We start from the raw sequence: 14,302 nt of genomic DNA, 5'->3' as shown, positions 1-14,302 counted from the left end.
CTGTTCCTATACTTCAATCATTTCCCGCCACGAGGACACATGCATGTGCACGCTCCAAGACAGTCTGCATCACACTCCCGAGCAGCAGACCGCTCACGCGTGAATGCTTGCGCCCGCTGATGGCAACCAGACGAATGCCCATCACGTCGATAAAGCGCAGGATCTCCTCCGCCGGCATCCCCGCACGATGATGACATGCACGGGCGACCTCCTGCGGAAGCAGGGACTCCGCCACGGTAAAAATCTCCTGCGCCTCTTCTGCCGCAGGGCGTACAATACTCGCGGGAAGCCACGACGCATCCCCCTCGTCCGTGCTCTCGTCAAACGGGGAAACATAGAGGAAATCAACGGATGCCTCCATGAGACGCGCAAGCTCTCCCGCCGGACGAATGACACGCAGCGCATCCTTGGTCCCATCCACGGGAATCAGGATGCGCCCATAGGGGGAATCTCCCATCGCGCACCTCCGCTTCGTCTTGACACGGAAAGCACGGTATTTCATGCTTTCTTTTCCTTATTTTATTCGCGAAATACGGGCAAACTCCTTCTTTATTCCGACAATTTTTCGTTGATGGAAAAGAATTTGACGCGCTTCATTGAACATGATAGACTAACTTCATTAAATAGACAAGGGGAGATTATCATGGGAGAAGAACAGCACGTACCGACCGATGAAGAGGTCGTCGCATCCACAGGCATATCCGATATATACGCCGCCGCCAAGAGGCTGGAGGGGATCGTCCGCAAGACGCCGCTGGTATACAGCGACTATTTCTCTGAGCTCTCGGGGAACGCGACCTATCTAAAGCTCGAAAACCTCCAGACGACGGGAGCATTTAAGCTTCGCGGTGCATACAACCGCATCAGCATGCTCACCGAGGAGGAGCGCGCACGCGGCGTCATCACCGCATCGGCCGGAAACCACGCGCAGGGCGTTGCCTACTCCGCGCAAAAGCTTGGGGTCAAGGCGGTCATCTGCATGCCGGCAACGACACCGATCCTAAAGGTGGAGGCGACGCGGGCACTCGGCGCGACCGTCGTACTCCACGGCAACGGATTCGACGACGCCTATGCGCACAGCCTCGAACTGCAGAAAGAGCATGGCTACGTCTACATTCATCCGTTTAACGACCGCAACGTCATCGTCGGACAGGGCACGATCGCCCTTGAAGTAATCGACGCGCTCAAGGACGTAGATGCCATCCTCGTCCCCATCGGCGGTGGTGGACTCGCCTCCGGCATTGCCCTCGGGGCAAAAACCGTCAACCCGCAGGTGAAGGTCATCGGCGTCGAGCCAGAAAACGCCGCCTGTATGAAAGCAGCGCTCTCCTGCGGACACACCATCACCCTCCCGTCTGCCGATACCGTTGCGGATGGCTGCGCCGTACGCACGGCGGGCGCACTCACGCTCACGTTCTGCCGCCGCTACCTCGACGAGATCATCACCGTCTCCGAGATGGAGATCATGAGTGCTCTGCTCTCCCTCATCGAAAAACACAAGCTGATCGCCGAGGGCGCAGGCGTACTCTCACTCGCTGCACTGCAGAAGCTCCACATGAAGGACAAGAAGATCGCCGTCCTCATCAGCGGCGGCAACATCGACATCTCCACCATCTCCGCACTGATCTCCAAGGCACTCATCTCGCGCGGACGCGTCTTCCGCTTCTCCGTACAGTTGCCCGACAAGCCCGGACAGCTGCTCAATGTCGCTCAGATCCTCACAGAGCAGGACGCGAACGTCATCCGTCTTGACCACGATCAGACCATGGTGACTGACAGCTTCCAAAAGGTGCAGCTGACCGTTACCGTAGAGACGCATGGACAGGATCACGTCGACCGCATCGTGCACGCACTGGAAGAAAATGGCTTTGAAATCAATAAGATCTACTGACCCCGCGAAAGGATATGGGAACGCATGACCTCCGCCCCCGTAAAATCGATCGACGCAGATACAGCACAGCATCTCGCCGACCTCTTCAAAACACTCGGCGATCCGACCCGCATCAAAATTCTCTCCCTGCTCACAAAGACGGAGGAAATGCGTGTCTATGACATCGCCGACAGCCTGACGATGGGACAGTCGGCCATCTCCCATCAGCTCCGCGTGCTCCGCAGCGCGCGTCTGGTCAAGTTCCGTCGTGACGGCAAAGAAGTGCTCTACTCGATCGATGATGACCACGTGATGAAACTGCTCGGCCAGGGACTCGAGCACGTACAGCACGCATAACCGCATGAAAGGAAGATCGCGATGAATCACCTGTACCGCCTCCTCGCCTGCATAGGCATCGCCCTGCTTCTCATTGGAGGAACGGCATCCGCCTCCCCCACCCTGCGTGAGGGCTCCCATGGACACGATGTGCTCATCCTGCAGCGAGCCCTGCAGAATGCCGGCTACCAGATCAAATCGATCGACGGCAACTTCGGCAAGGAGACCGAACACGCCGTTGCTGCCTTTCAGCGTGACAATAAGATAAAAATCACAGGCGTCGTCAACAATGCGACATGGCGTGCCCTGCGCAACGCACCAGCCAAGCGTCCATGGGGCATTGACGTGCCGCGGCCAGCGCCGAAAAAAAGCCCACTCGCACCGAATGGGACACCGATCCTGCCCGCAAACAAGGTGCAGGATCTCATCAAGACGGCAAAGACGTATATGGGCACACCCTATGTCTTTGGCGGGGCTACCCCGAAGGGATTTGACTGCTCGGGCTACCTCCAGTACGTCTTTCAGAAGCAGGGAATCACGATCCCGCGCACCGCAGATGAACAGTACAAACTTGGTCTTCGCACCAAGAGTACAAAGGAACTCGTGCCCGGCGACCTTGTCTTCTTCGAGACCTACGAAAAGGGCGCATCGCACTGCGGCATCTACCTTGGCAAGGGGGAGTTCATTCACGCCTCTACGAGCAAGGGCGTACGCATCGATGAACTCTCCAACGATTATTGGCAGCCACGCTTTCTCGGGGGAAAGCACATCGTAAAATGATGAGTTGACTTTTCCCTAACCGCTCATTATAATAATGCGGTATCGGGATGTAGCGCAGTTTGGTAGCGCGCTTGCTTTGGGAGCAAGATGTCGCAGGTTCAAATCCTGTCATCCCGACCATGCACCTGTAGCTCAGTTGGATAGAGCAACGGCCTTCTAAGCCGTGGGTCGAGGGTTCGAATCCCCCCAGGCGCACCATCGGAGAGACGGGGCTGTTGAACGAAGGTAAATTTATCTTTGTGTAACGGCCTTTTTTCGTATAGGGATGGATTGACGAAACAACGATAACGAAAACTTACACCTCTACAGAAATAGGGTACACGAACAAGGACGATAGTGACCATTACACCCACAGACTTGAACTTCACACCCGTATTCTTGATTAAAGAATCTTCATACACAAAAAACCTCGGACTTCCTATTCTCAGTCCGAGGTTTTTGATTCTAAAATATTCGGTTCATTGTAAAATGAAATCGGACACATAAAAAAGTAGAACATACAGAATCAATCTGGTAAAATATCTTTGCACAAACACTACCAGGAGGTTCTGTATGTCCCACACTCATTCTACCACAAAACGCCGCACATTCAAGCACTTAAACGCCTATCAGCGCGGGCAGATCGAAGCGATGCTGCGTCTCGGTGTCCCCAAGGTGAAAATCGCCAAAGATCTTGGCATCGCCCGCTCCACCTTGTACGAGGAAATAAAGCGCGGCACGGCAGCGCAGAAGCGTTCCGATTGGACGTACTATGAGCAGTATTTTGCACAGTCCGGTCAAATGCGCTATGAGCGCAATCGTGAGAACTCCGGAAAACCGTCCAAATTTAATGCTGCACAGGACTTCATCCGGTATGTAGAAAACGCCATTCTCAAAGACAAACACTCTCCTGATGCAATCTGCGGGCGTGCCAAGCGTATGAATCTGTTCGAGGTGTCTGTCTGCACAAAGACCATCTACAACTACATTGCGATGGGGCTGCTCAAGGTCAAAAACATCGACCTGCGACAGAAGGTACGCCGTCGTAAGCGCAAAGAGAAAAAGAACCATGACGACGGCAGGACGCTCGGTGAGAGTATTGACCGCCGTGACCCTCTTGTTGACGAACGCTCCACCTTTGGAAATTGGGAACTTGACACCATCGTCGGGAAAAAGGGAACGGATCCTGTTCTGCTTGCCGCAGATGAACGTAAGAAGCGAAAGAGACACCTTATAAAGATTCGTGCAAAGACCGCAGAGGCAGTTGCCGAGGGGATTGCCAAACTAAGAGAGCTCTATGGGGCACAATTTTCACAGGTATTTCGTACGATCACCTGCGACAAGAGGCGAAGGTGTACTATGCTCATCCTTACGCACCTTGGGAACGTGGAACGAACGAGAAGCAGAATGCCCTCGTTCGGTATTTCATTCCGAAGGGCATGGATATGACGAACTTGAGCGAGGAAGAAGTGCAGCGCGTAGAGGATTGGATCAATTCACTGCCACGTAAAATTCTAGGTTATGAGACGCCACAAGAGCGCTTCGATGCCGCGCTAAAAAATCTTCACCCATAATTTTTGATTCTGTTATGCTCTACTGTCCGATTTGATATTGCAATTTAGGTCTTTCATAATTGTTTTGTAGAAATTACTGTCCGGGTTGACTTCACCGATCTCAAAAACATCTACTTTTTTCTCTAACGTTTCTCGCAAATCCTCTGCCAGAGCAAAAATCATCGTTCGCTTAAACTGTTCTCCACCGTAAACCAAAAATCCAAATCAATCCGACGATCTTCAATCGTGCAACAGCCCCATTTATTCTTGCAAAAAAACGGATGCAGGATTTCTCTTGCATCCGTAAGTGTCGATATGGTGGAGACAAGGGGGATCGAACCCCTGACCTCTTGCATGCCATGCAAGCGCTCTCCCAGCTGAGCTATGCCCCCGCGCTCTTCGCGCTGACAAAGGAAAGTATAGCGAAAAGCAGACAGCATGTCAATAGCTGCCAAAAATAAATACCTCCGCCTCATCTTCGAGTGCCGACATGAAATAGGACATGGCCGCATCATGATACTTGTATGCAGGATCACGTAGATATCGGAAGAAATCCTGCCGTGTCACGCTCTGCAATCCGAAGGCCCTCTTAAACGGATCCAGCACCTGTTCAATTAGTGTAAGATGGTGGTAGTGGTACATAGGATGCTCCTTGATCAATGTTGTCTCGTCTCCAACAAAAAAGACAGCGCAAAGCTGTCATATATGATATACTGTCAAAAGGTGCCGCCAAGACGGTAGGCGGTCAATCTTAGCCCCTAGAGAGGGCGATGCCGATGATGATCAACGATTTACTCGCGTTGCTTCTCGTGACGCTGTTTATCCTCGTCGTTCTAAAAGCATAAGAAAGCCCGCCTAGCCCCAGCAAAGTTTAGGCGGGTTTTCTAAACCAAAAGTCTAAATGGGGCTGACCGTCTACCGGCAACACCTTTCTGTGTCTATTATAATCTCTCTCCTCGTTTTCGTCAAATCGTTCTTCTCTCACTCGAATTCGATCGTCCCCGGCGGCTTCCCCGTGCAGTCATAGAGCACGCGGTTCACGCCGCGCACTTCGTTGACGATGCGCGTCGTCACGCGCGCAAGAAGTTCCCATGGGAGCTGCGCGGACTCCGCTGTCATGAAGTCGCTGGTCTCAACGGCGCGCAGGGCGATCGCATAGTCGTACGTACGCCCATCGCCCATGACCCCGACGGAACGCATATTGGTGAGTGCCGCGAAGTACTGCCCGAGATTTTTGTGGATGCCCGCCTTCTCAATCTCCTCACGGTAGATGGCGTCTGCCTCCTGAACGATATGTACCTTCTCCGCCGTAACCTCTCCGATGATGCGGATGCCGAGACCGGGCCCCGGAAACGGCTGACGATCAACAAGATAGTCAGGGATACCGAGCTCACGCCCCGCCGCACGCACCTCATCCTTAAAGAGGAGACGCAGCGGCTCGACGATCTCCTTAAAGTCCACATGATCGGGCAATCCGCCAACGTTATGATGCGACTTGATCACCGCAGATTTTCCGAGTCCGCTCTCAATGACATCGGGATAGATTGTCCCCTGCACGAGGAAATCCACCGCACCGATCTCGCGTGCCGCCTCCTCAAAGACGCGGATAAACTCCTCGCCGATGATCTTGCGCTTCTGCTCTGGCTCCGTTACGCCCTTAAGCCGCGCATAGAAACGATCACGGGCGTTGATGCGGACAAAATTGACATCATAGGTGCCGCCGCGCCCAAAGACGGCCTCGACCTCATCGCCTTCATTCTTGCGCAGGAGACCATGATCGACAAAGACGCAGGTGAGCTGACTGCCGATTGCCTTGGAGAGGAGCACGGCGGCGACGGAGGAGTCCACACCGCCCGACAGGGCACAGAGAGCCCGCCCACCGCCGATCTGCTGACGCAGTTCCTCAATGGTCTTTTGCACGAAGGAATCCATGCGCCACGTTCCCGTGCATCCGCAGACATCATAGACAAAGCTGCGCAGCATCTCTGTCCCGTGCTCCGTGTGCATCACCTCGGGATGGAACTGCACGGCATAGAGACGCTCTGCGGGGTTATCCATCGCCGCGATGGGGCAGACGGGTGTGCGCGCCGTCACGTGAAAGCCGTGCGGCAGTCCGCTGATGTAGTCCGTATGACTCATCCAGCAGACGTTCGTCTGCGGTATCCCCTGAAAGAGAGGCGACGAGGTGTCGACGATCTCCACCTCCGTACGCCCGTACTCGCTCGTCGGCGCCGTCTCCACGCGTCCGCCGCAGAGATGCGCCATCAGTTGCGCTCCATAGCAGATACCGAGCACGGGGATGCCGAGGGCAAAGAGATCCTTGGGGGCGGTAACAGCCCCCTCGCCATAGACACTGTTCGGACCGCCCGTCAGGATAATACCGCGCGGAGCGAGTGCACGAATCTGCTCCAATGGCAGCGTATGCGGATGCACCTCGCAGTAGACATGGTTCTCACGCACACGGCGCGCGATGAGCTGATTGTACTGTCCGCCGAAGTCCAGCACCAAGATCATTTCTGTGGCATCGGGTCTGTTCATCTTCGTTCCCCTTCTCACGTTATTCTTCCATATCCTCGGCAAAGGAATCCCTAAAGTGCCGAACGGCACTGTGTGCCACATCGACCGAAAATCCCCGTTGGTAGAGCGTTGCCATCATCTTCTGTTCCCTGTCGCCCGCTTTGTACTTCATGGCAAGGACACGCTCCGCTGCCATCGTCTCGCGTTCATCCGTGTCCTCGGGGACGACGCTCCACACAAGATCATGGTCAAAGCCACGATGGATGAGCTTTGCGCAGATCTGCCGCACCGAGTCACGGCTCTCCTGATAGAGATACATGAACTGCTGTGCACAGAGATCGGCATCATCGAGATAATGGCGCTCGATCAGGCACGCGATTGCGGCATCGATCTCCTCTGTCGGGAAGCCCTTACGCATCAGTTTTTCCCGCAGCCTTTTTTCGCTGTGTGCCTGACGCGCAAGATAGTCCACCGCTGTCATGAGGGCTGTGCGCTCCTCCCGCTTTTTGCCCCCGCGCCCTGCTTCAGCCTGCGCAGGCGTCATTCATCTTCTCCCATCGGCGGCTCCTGTGTCGGCAGATCCGAAGGATCCTGCGCTGCTGCCTCAGTGGCAGCAGTCTTCTTGCCTGCTCCCTTTTTCTTCGGCTTCACTCCCTCGACGAGGAGCTTCGTGCGGATCTTCTCCTCGATCTCGGCGATCATCTCGGGTTTTTCCTCAAGAGTCGCCTTGGCGTTTTCCTTGCCCTGTCCGAGGCGTGTTCCCTCGTAGGAGAACCATGCGCCGCTCTTATCGACGATGTCCAGCTCGACGCCCATGTCAATGATGCTGCCGAGACGTGAGACACCCTCCCCGTACATGATGTCAAACTCCGCTGTCTTGAACGGCGGCGCGACCTTGTTTTTAACGATCTTGGCACGCGTACGATTGCCGAGGGATTCCGTGCCCTGCTTGATGGAATCGGCGCGACGCACATCAATGCGCACTGATGCATAGAATTTCAGCGCGCGCCCACCCGTCGTCACCTCCGGATTGCCATAGGTAACGCCGATCTTCTCGCGCAGCTGATTGATGAAGACGGCGGCCGTACGCGTCTTGCTGATGATGCCCGTCAGCTTGCGCATCGCCTGACTCATGAGTCGCGCCTGCAGACCGACCACAGAGGTGCCCATATCGCCCTCAATTTCGGACTTCGGCACGAGAGCTGCGACCGAGTCCACGACAATGATGTCAATCGCGGCACTGTGCACGAGCGCATCCACGATTTCAAGTGCCTGCTCGCCCGTATCCGGCTGTGAGATGAGGAGCTCCTCGATGTTGACGCCGAGCTTGCGTGCATACTCCGGGTCAAGGGCATGCTCTGCGTCGATGAATGCCGCAATACCACCTGCCTTCTGCGCCTCGGCGATCATGTGCAGCGTGACCGTCGTCTTGCCCGAGGACTCGGGGCCAAACACCTCGATGATGCGTCCGCGCGGAATGCCGCCGACGCCAAGTGCGATATCGAGCGGCAGGATCCCCGTGGAGATCACCTCGACGTTCATGTTCGCCTTGGCTTCACCGAGGCGCATGATCGCCCCCTTGCCATGCGCCTTCTCGATGTTCTGCAGGGCATTCTCAAGTGCCTCCTCACGCGTCATCGGCTTATCGAGTTTGCTTGCCCGCTTGTCCTTTTCTGCCATCTGTATCTCCTTGTTCGTTTCTGTGAAAGAATTCTCTCCTTCAATTATATAAAAATCCCCGCTCCTTTGTCAAAGAAAAGAATGCGGGGATATGTTCGGAAAAGAAGATTATTTCAAATGGTCACGAACGATCTCATTGATGAGCTTGCCGTCCGCACGTCCCTTCACGCGCGGCATGAGAACACCCATCACCTTGCCCATATCCTTTGCCGTCTCAGCACCGACCTCGGCGACAACGTCCGCCACGATCTTTTTCAGCTCATCGACGCTGAGCTGAGCAGGCAGATACGGCATGAGGAGATCTATCTCCGCCTTGGTCTTGGCGACAAGATCATCGCGTTTGCCGCGCGCAAACTCCTCAATGGAGTCGCGGCGCATCTTCACTTCCTTCGAGATGACACCGATCACCTCATCGTCCGTGAGCGTCTTCTTCCCGTCGATCTCCGCCTGACGCACCGCGCCACGCACGAGGCGAATGACGGAAAGGCGCTCCTTTTCGCCCTGCTTCATGGCTTCCTTCATATCCGCTGTGAGCTTTTCCATAAGTGACATTGCTCTCATCCTTTCATAAAAAGAAAAACACCCGCAGCACTGCGCCACGGATGCCTTATGCAATCAGCCCCTGTATTTGCGTTTGCGTGCCGCCTCAGACTTCTTCTTGCGGCGAACGCTCGGTTTCTCGTAATGTTCACGCTTACGAACTTCGGCAAGAGTACCGGCCTTCTGTGACATACGCTTAAAGCGGCGGAGAGCACTATCGATCGACTCATTTTTGCCGACCTTGATTTCATTTGCCATGCATTTCCCCTCCCTCCACGCGCGGAGTATTTTTGCATCCAAAAATGATGCTCTGTCATTATACTCCATGAAGATAATTCGTGTCAATCATGTAATCAAATTTTCACAAAACGGAGCATGCTTCTCCCATCGACATCTGAACATTTATTTATATATAGTGTCTATTGATAAAAATTTTCTATATTTTGTGCTTTACCTATTGACAATCTATCTCACTATGGCGTATCATTTTCCTATCATCGTTTCACCAATCTACCAAATGTTCAGTGTTTTAAGGAGCTGTATCCATGAAAATCACAACGAAGATCCTATCCCTGCTGCTCGTCCTCCTCACGACAGCACTCCTCGGCTGCGGCGGATCGCAGCAGCCCGCGGAGAAGAAAGCGGAGAAACCGTTCCGCATCGTCACGTCGTTTTATCCCATGTATTTGGCGACCATCAACATCACGGACGGAGTGGACGGCGTTGAGGTCACCAACATGACGAAGCCGCAGACAGGCTGCCTGCACGACTACCAGCTCATGACCGAGGATATGAAGACACTCGAACACGCCGATGCCTTTGTCATCAACGGTGCCGGCATGGAGGACTTCATGGACAAGGTAACGGGCGCACAGAAGGAAATGAAGATCATCGATGCGTCGCGCGGCATCGAGCTGATCCACGACGACGAGGGCGACAACCCCCACGTCTGGCTGAGCGTCACCGACGCCATCGCGCAGGTGCGCAACATTGCCGATCAGCTGAAGGAAGCCGATCCTGCCCATGCAGACACTTATGAGAAAAATGCTTCCGCCTACATCGAAAAACTCACGGCACTGAAAACAGAGATGCACGCCGCGCTCGACGGTGTTCCACATAAGGACATTGTGACATTCCACGAGGCATTCCCCTACTTTGCGAAGGAGTTCCATCTGAACATCATTGCCGTCGTCGAGCGCGAGCCGGGGACGGAGCCGACACCGAGCGAGCTGCAGGAAACCATCGAGCAGGTAAATGCACTCCCGACCAAGGTGCTCTTTACCGAGCCGCAGTACTCCCCTGCCGCCGCAGAGACGATTGCACGTGAGACGGGCGCAAAGATCTATACGCTCGATCCCGTCGTCACGGGAGAAGCAACGCCTGCGGCAAAGAATGCATACATCGACACCATGAAGAAGAATATGGAAGTGCTGAAGGAAGCCCTTCAATAACAGCATACACATATAGAAAAAGAGCTTGCCGAACACGGCAAGCTCTTTTTCTGTGAAATTATCGTCCGAGTGCGCGATGTGCAATATCCTTGCGATAGTAGACATCCTTAAAGGAGATCTTCGCTGCAGCGGCATAGGCGGCATCGACGGCGGAGGATATATCCGCACCGCGCCCAACCACGCCGAGCACGCGTCCGCCATTGGTGACGAGCTTCCCATCTTTCATCGCCGTTCCGGCATGGAAGACGAGTGCACCCATCGCCTCGGCGTCGGCAAGCCCATGGATCTCCTGCCCCTTGTCATAATGTCCCGGATAGCCGCCCGAGGCAAGCACGACACAGACGGCCGCGCCGTCCTTCCAACGGATTGGAACGTCGGCGAGAGTTCCGTCTGCACAGGCACACATGATTGTCACGAGATCGCTGTCGAGAAGCGGAAGAACAACCTGCGTCTCTGGATCGCCGAACCGCGCGTTGAACTCCACGACCTTCGGGCCATCCGCCGTCACCATCAGACCAAGATAGAGACAGCCGCGATAGATGCGTCCTTCCTTCGCCATGGCGGCGATGGTCGGCTTTAGAATCTCCTCCACGGCACGCTCCGTCATCTCCGGTGTCATGACCGGCGCAGGCGCATAGGTCCCCATGCCGCCCGTATTCGGTCCGCGGTCACCGTCATAGGCACGCTTGTGATCCTGCGCGCTGATCATCGGACGGATCGTCGTCCCATCGGTAAAGGCGAGAAGGGATGCCTCCTCCCCCTCCATAAATTCCTCAATGACGACGCGTGCCCCCGCATCACCAAAGGAGTGATCCTCCATGATGGCATCGACGGCATCGAGTGCCTCCTGCTCCGTCATGGCGACGATAACGCCCTTGCCTGCCGCAAGGCCATCCGCCTTGACGACGATGGGAGCGCCCTCCTGACGGATGTAGGCGCGTGCGGGTTCTGCCGCGGTAAAGACCTCATAGCGCGCCGTCGGGATTCCATACTTTTTCATGAGATCCTTAGCGAAGGACTTCGAGCCCTCGATCTCCGCTGCGTTCGCGCGTGGGCCAAAGGCACGAATGCCCGCCGCCTCGAGCTCATCCACCAGCCCATTCATCAGCGGCACCTCGGGGCCAACGACGACAAGTCCGATATCTTTCTCCTTGACAAAGCGCAGGATCTTCGCATGATCGTCAAGTGCAATCGCCGCCGACGCGTCCATGCCGGGATTGCCGGGGATGGCGTAAATCTGCTCCGTCTGCGGGCTTTCCGAGAGTTTCCAATACAGAGCGTGCTCGCGCCCGCCCGAGCCGATGACAAGAATATTCACGTCGTCTTCCTCATTTTTCTATCTGCTGTGAGAGATATGCTCCGACGGCACGGTCATACTCTGCCGTATGAGCAAATGCCTCCTGCGCCAGACGCATCCGCGTCATGCCGTCCACCGCACCGTCTTTTTTGATCATCGCGGCGATTTCTGCATAGCGCGACGGATTGGTAATGACAGTGACGAACTTAAAGTTCTTCGCTGCGGCACGAATCATCGCGGGACCGCCGATGTCGATCTGCTCGACCGCCTCGGCAAGTGTAACGTTGGGCTTCGCCACGGTCTCTACGAACGGATAGAGATTGACGACAACGAGATCAATCGGTGTGATCTTCAGCTCCCGCAGCGCCTTCTCGTGCTCCGGATTGCCGCGCACAGCGAGAATCCCGCCGTGCACGAGGGGATTCAAGGTCTTGACGCGGCCATCCATAATCTCAGGAAACCCGGTGACATCACTGACGTAGATAACGGGAATCCCCGCCTCACGCAGCGCCTTCATCGTCCCACCCGTGGAGACGATCTCAATGCCTGCCTTCTGCAGTGTCCGTGCGAATTCGACGACACCACTCTTATCGGATACGCTGATCAGGGCACGTTTTATCTTCATAATGCTCCTCCTTCGGCAGGGGGCAGGATGTGTACCTGTCTGCCGTCTGTACGAAGTCTGCCATCAACATAGAGTCGAATTGCTGCAGGAAAGATCCGATGTTCCTCCTTTAGAACGCGTGCGGCAAGGCTGTCCTCCGTATCCCCTTCTGCTACAGGCACAGCTGCCTGAAGAATGATGGGGCCGGAGTCCGTCCCCTCATCCACAAAGTGCACCGTACATCCGCTGACCTTCACCCCGTAGGCCAATGCATCCCGATGGGCATGCGCCCCAGGGAAACTTGGCAGCAGTGCGGGGTGGATATTGAGGATGCATCCCGCATAGGCACGCACGAAGAATGGCGACAGGATCCGCATAAACCCTGCCAGCACGACGAGTGTGACCCCGTGCGCATGCAGTTGTTCGAGCAGTACACGCTCAAAGTCCTCGCGTTCAGCATATTCTTTGCGCACAACGGCAGCGGCAGGGATGCCATGTTCCCGCGCGCGCGTGAGCGCATAAGCCTCCGCCTTGTCTGCCAGGACGACGGCAATCTCCGCACAGATGTCCCCGCGCTCCACGGCATCGATGATGGACGCAAGGTTCGACCCGCGCCCCGAGCAGAGCACTCCAATCTTTTCCCTAGGCATCAAAGACACCGCCCTTGATCGTCGTCTCATGTGCGCCCTCGGTCACACGTCCGATCCGGAAGACCGCCTCATGCTGCGCACCGAGATGTGCCTCGATGCGCGCAGCCTCCTCCTCAGAGGCAATGAGCACCATTCCGATCCCCATGTTGAACGTGCGGTACATCTCCGCCCAGTCGACATTGCCCCACTCCTGCAGAAGGCGGAAGACCGCAGGCATCTCCCACGCGGCGGCATCGACCTCCGCGCCCATCCCATCGGGGAGGGCACGCGGAATGTTTTCATAGAACCCGCCGCCCGTAATGTGCACCATACCGTGAAGATCAAAGTCACGTATCAGCGGCAGGCAAACCTGCGGATAGAGACGCGTCGGCATCAGCAGTTCCTCGCCGATGCTGCGTCCTAATTCCTCCATGTACTCATCACCGCGGAAGCCCTTGTGTTCAAAGACAATCTTGCGCACGAGGGAGTAGCCGTTGGAATGCACGCCCGAGGAAGGCAGTCCAAGCAGGACATCCCCCGCCTTCACAAGCGCACTCGTGATGAGCCGTTCGCGCTCGACGACACCGACGGCGAACCCCGCGATATCGTACTCACCCACGGGGTAGAACCCCGCCATCTCCGCCGTCTCACCGCCAATGAGCGCACAGCCGGATTCCTTGCAGGCACGGGCAACGCCGGAGACCACGTCGGCAACCTGCGTTGGCTCAAGTTTGCCGACGGCGAGGTAGTCGAGGAAAAACAGGGGCTCTGCCCCCTGCACGAGGATGTCGTTGACACACATCGCCACGGCATCCTGCCCAATGGTATCATGTCGATTCAACAGGAAAGCAAGCCGCAGCTTCGTCCCGACTCCATCCGTTCCGGAGACGAGCACGGGTTCACGATAGTCCTGCGCACGCAGGGCAAACAGACCGCCGAAGCCGCCCAGATCGCCGAGCACCTCCGGACGATAGGTCGCACGCACGCTGTCTTTGATCAGCGATACGGATTCGTTGCCCGCATCGATGTCGACCCCCGCATCACGATAGGTCATCTTTTCCATGGA

15 protein-coding genes, 3 tRNA genes and 1 pseudogene are annotated in these 14,302 nt (G+C 55.8%); 7 read left to right on the top strand and 12 right to left on the bottom strand.

Annotation, left to right across the window (positions count from 1 at the left end):
• Positions 1 to 13: 13 nt before the first annotated feature.
• A complete protein-coding gene (locus tag AXE86_RS10215) occupies positions 14 to 502 on the bottom strand; it encodes a universal stress protein (protein WP_009442341.1) in 489 nt (162 codons plus the stop codon).
• A 141-nt stretch (positions 503 to 643) separates the two neighbouring features.
• On the opposite strand from AXE86_RS10215, the gene ilvA reads away from it, so the two are divergent.
• The 6 genes and pseudogenes from ilvA to AXE86_RS10185 all read left to right on the top strand — a co-directional run bounded on the left by ilvA (position 644) and on the right by AXE86_RS10185 (position 4,539).
• The gene (ilvA, locus tag AXE86_RS10210) at positions 644 to 1,891 is read left to right on the top strand and encodes a threonine ammonia-lyase (protein WP_061946686.1); all 1,248 of its coding nucleotides are present in this window, start codon (positions 644 to 646) and stop codon (positions 1,889 to 1,891) included.
• 24 nt (positions 1,892 to 1,915) lie between these two features.
• A complete protein-coding gene (locus tag AXE86_RS12810; RefSeq protein WP_009442343.1) occupies positions 1,916 to 2,227 on the top strand; it encodes an ArsR/SmtB family transcription factor in 312 nt (103 codons plus the stop codon).
• Between the two features lie 21 nt (positions 2,228 to 2,248).
• Positions 2,249 to 2,986, top strand: a complete 738-nt coding sequence (locus AXE86_RS10200; RefSeq protein WP_061946685.1) for a C40 family peptidase — start codon at positions 2,249 to 2,251, stop codon at positions 2,984 to 2,986.
• Between the two features lie 43 nt (positions 2,987 to 3,029).
• Positions 3,030 to 3,106: transfer RNA gene (locus AXE86_RS10195), tRNA-Pro, on the top strand.
• 1 nt (position 3,107) lies between these two features.
• Positions 3,108 to 3,184, top strand: a tRNA-Arg gene (locus AXE86_RS10190).
• Positions 3,185 to 3,538: 354 nt separating this feature from the next.
• Positions 3,539 to 4,539: pseudogene (locus tag AXE86_RS10185) on the top strand (IS30 family transposase).
• A 295-nt stretch (positions 4,540 to 4,834) separates the two neighbouring features.
• On the opposite strand, the gene AXE86_RS10175 reads toward AXE86_RS10185, so the two are convergent.
• The 7 genes from AXE86_RS10175 to rpsU all read right to left on the bottom strand — a co-directional run bounded on the left by AXE86_RS10175 (position 4,835) and on the right by rpsU (position 9,513).
• Positions 4,835 to 4,910: transfer RNA gene (locus AXE86_RS10175), tRNA-Ala, on the bottom strand.
• Positions 4,911 to 4,959: 49 nt separating this feature from the next.
• Positions 4,960 to 5,094, bottom strand: coding sequence for a hypothetical protein (locus tag AXE86_RS13500; RefSeq protein WP_256359023.1), 135 nt, complete (start codon positions 5,092 to 5,094; stop codon positions 4,960 to 4,962).
• 405 nt (positions 5,095 to 5,499) lie between these two features.
• Positions 5,500 to 7,056 (bottom strand): glutamine-hydrolyzing GMP synthase, encoded by a 1,557-nt coding sequence (gene guaA, locus AXE86_RS10170; RefSeq protein ID WP_061946683.1) that lies wholly within the window; start codon positions 7,054 to 7,056, stop codon positions 5,500 to 5,502.
• A 19-nt stretch (positions 7,057 to 7,075) separates the two neighbouring features.
• Positions 7,076 to 7,579 carry a regulatory protein RecX gene (locus AXE86_RS10165; protein WP_061946682.1) on the bottom strand — a complete coding sequence of 168 codons (504 nt, stop codon included), beginning with the start codon at positions 7,577 to 7,579 and terminating at the stop codon, positions 7,076 to 7,078.
• Positions 7,576 to 8,715: a recombinase RecA gene (gene recA, locus AXE86_RS10160; RefSeq protein ID WP_009442360.1), complete on the bottom strand. Its 1,140-nt coding sequence runs from the start codon at positions 8,713 to 8,715 to the stop codon at positions 7,576 to 7,578. Before recA ends, AXE86_RS10165 begins: the two co-directional genes overlap by 4 nt.
• 108 nt (positions 8,716 to 8,823) lie before the next feature.
• Positions 8,824 to 9,267: a GatB/YqeY domain-containing protein gene (locus AXE86_RS10155; protein WP_061946681.1), complete on the bottom strand. Its 444-nt coding sequence runs from the start codon at positions 9,265 to 9,267 to the stop codon at positions 8,824 to 8,826.
• A 63-nt stretch (positions 9,268 to 9,330) separates the two neighbouring features.
• Positions 9,331 to 9,513, bottom strand: coding sequence for a 30S ribosomal protein S21 (gene rpsU, locus AXE86_RS10150; RefSeq protein WP_005841552.1), 183 nt, complete (start codon positions 9,511 to 9,513; stop codon positions 9,331 to 9,333).
• Between the two features lie 287 nt (positions 9,514 to 9,800).
• On the opposite strand from rpsU, the gene AXE86_RS10145 reads away from it, so the two are divergent.
• Positions 9,801 to 10,706, top strand: coding sequence for a metal ABC transporter substrate-binding protein (locus tag AXE86_RS10145; protein WP_061946680.1), 906 nt, complete (start codon positions 9,801 to 9,803; stop codon positions 10,704 to 10,706).
• Between the two features lie 58 nt (positions 10,707 to 10,764).
• Here AXE86_RS10145 and purD read toward each other — a convergent pair whose 3' ends face one another.
• From purD to purM, 4 genes are read right to left on the bottom strand one after another with little or no spacing between them, the layout of a single operon-like run.
• Positions 10,765 to 12,024 carry a phosphoribosylamine--glycine ligase gene (gene purD / locus AXE86_RS10140; protein ID WP_061946679.1) on the bottom strand — a complete coding sequence of 420 codons (1,260 nt, stop codon included), beginning with the start codon at positions 12,022 to 12,024 and terminating at the stop codon, positions 10,765 to 10,767.
• 10 nt (positions 12,025 to 12,034) lie between these two features.
• Positions 12,035 to 12,628, bottom strand: a complete 594-nt coding sequence (locus AXE86_RS10135; RefSeq protein WP_061946678.1) for a hypothetical protein — start codon at positions 12,626 to 12,628, stop codon at positions 12,035 to 12,037.
• The gene (gene purN / locus AXE86_RS10130) at positions 12,625 to 13,257 is read right to left on the bottom strand and encodes a phosphoribosylglycinamide formyltransferase (RefSeq protein WP_009442365.1); all 633 of its coding nucleotides are present in this window, start codon (positions 13,255 to 13,257) and stop codon (positions 12,625 to 12,627) included. The genes AXE86_RS10135 and purN overlap by 4 nt, the downstream gene beginning before the upstream one ends.
• The gene (gene purM / locus AXE86_RS10125; RefSeq protein WP_061946999.1) at positions 13,250 to 14,299 is read right to left on the bottom strand and encodes a phosphoribosylformylglycinamidine cyclo-ligase; all 1,050 of its coding nucleotides are present in this window, start codon (positions 14,297 to 14,299) and stop codon (positions 13,250 to 13,252) included. The genes purN and purM overlap by 8 nt, the downstream gene beginning before the upstream one ends.
• Positions 14,300 to 14,302: the final 3 nt, after the last annotated feature.

Source organism: Selenomonas sp. oral taxon 136 (assembly GCF_001554015.1).
GTDB classification, from domain to species: domain Bacteria; phylum Bacillota; class Negativicutes; order Selenomonadales; family Selenomonadaceae; genus Centipeda; species Centipeda felix.
This window is presented reverse-complemented; position numbering and strand designations above follow the sequence as displayed.

Bases quoted from the DNA above. Each gene is read 5' to 3' on its own strand.
- AXE86_RS10215 (WP_009442341.1), bottom strand. From the start codon at position 502: ATGAAATACCGTGCTTTCCGTGTCAAGACGAAGCGGAGGTGCGCGATG.
- ilvA (WP_061946686.1), top strand. From the start codon at position 644: ATGGGAGAAGAACAGCACGTACCGACCGATGAAGAGGTCGTCGCATCC.
- AXE86_RS12810 (WP_009442343.1), top strand. From the start codon at position 1,916: ATGACCTCCGCCCCCGTAAAATCGATCGACGCAGATACAGCACAGCAT.
- AXE86_RS10200 (WP_061946685.1), top strand. From the start codon at position 2,249: ATGAATCACCTGTACCGCCTCCTCGCCTGCATAGGCATCGCCCTGCTT.
- guaA (WP_061946683.1), bottom strand. From the start codon at position 7,056: ATGAACAGACCCGATGCCACAGAAATGATCTTGGTGCTGGACTTCGGC.
- AXE86_RS10165 (WP_061946682.1), bottom strand. From the start codon at position 7,579: ATGACGCCTGCGCAGGCTGAAGCAGGGCGCGGGGGCAAAAAGCGGGAG.
- recA (WP_009442360.1), bottom strand. From the start codon at position 8,715: ATGGCAGAAAAGGACAAGCGGGCAAGCAAACTCGATAAGCCGATGACG.
- AXE86_RS10155 (WP_061946681.1), bottom strand. From the start codon at position 9,267: ATGTCACTTATGGAAAAGCTCACAGCGGATATGAAGGAAGCCATGAAG.
- rpsU (WP_005841552.1), bottom strand. From the start codon at position 9,513: ATGGCAAATGAAATCAAGGTCGGCAAAAATGAGTCGATCGATAGTGCT.
- AXE86_RS10145 (WP_061946680.1), top strand. From the start codon at position 9,801: ATGAAAATCACAACGAAGATCCTATCCCTGCTGCTCGTCCTCCTCACG.
- AXE86_RS10135 (WP_061946678.1), bottom strand. From the start codon at position 12,628: ATGAAGATAAAACGTGCCCTGATCAGCGTATCCGATAAGAGTGGTGTC.
- purN (WP_009442365.1), bottom strand. From the start codon at position 13,257: ATGCCTAGGGAAAAGATTGGAGTGCTCTGCTCGGGGCGCGGGTCGAAC.
- purM (WP_061946999.1), bottom strand. From the start codon at position 14,299: ATGGAAAAGATGACCTATCGTGATGCGGGGGTCGACATCGATGCGGGC.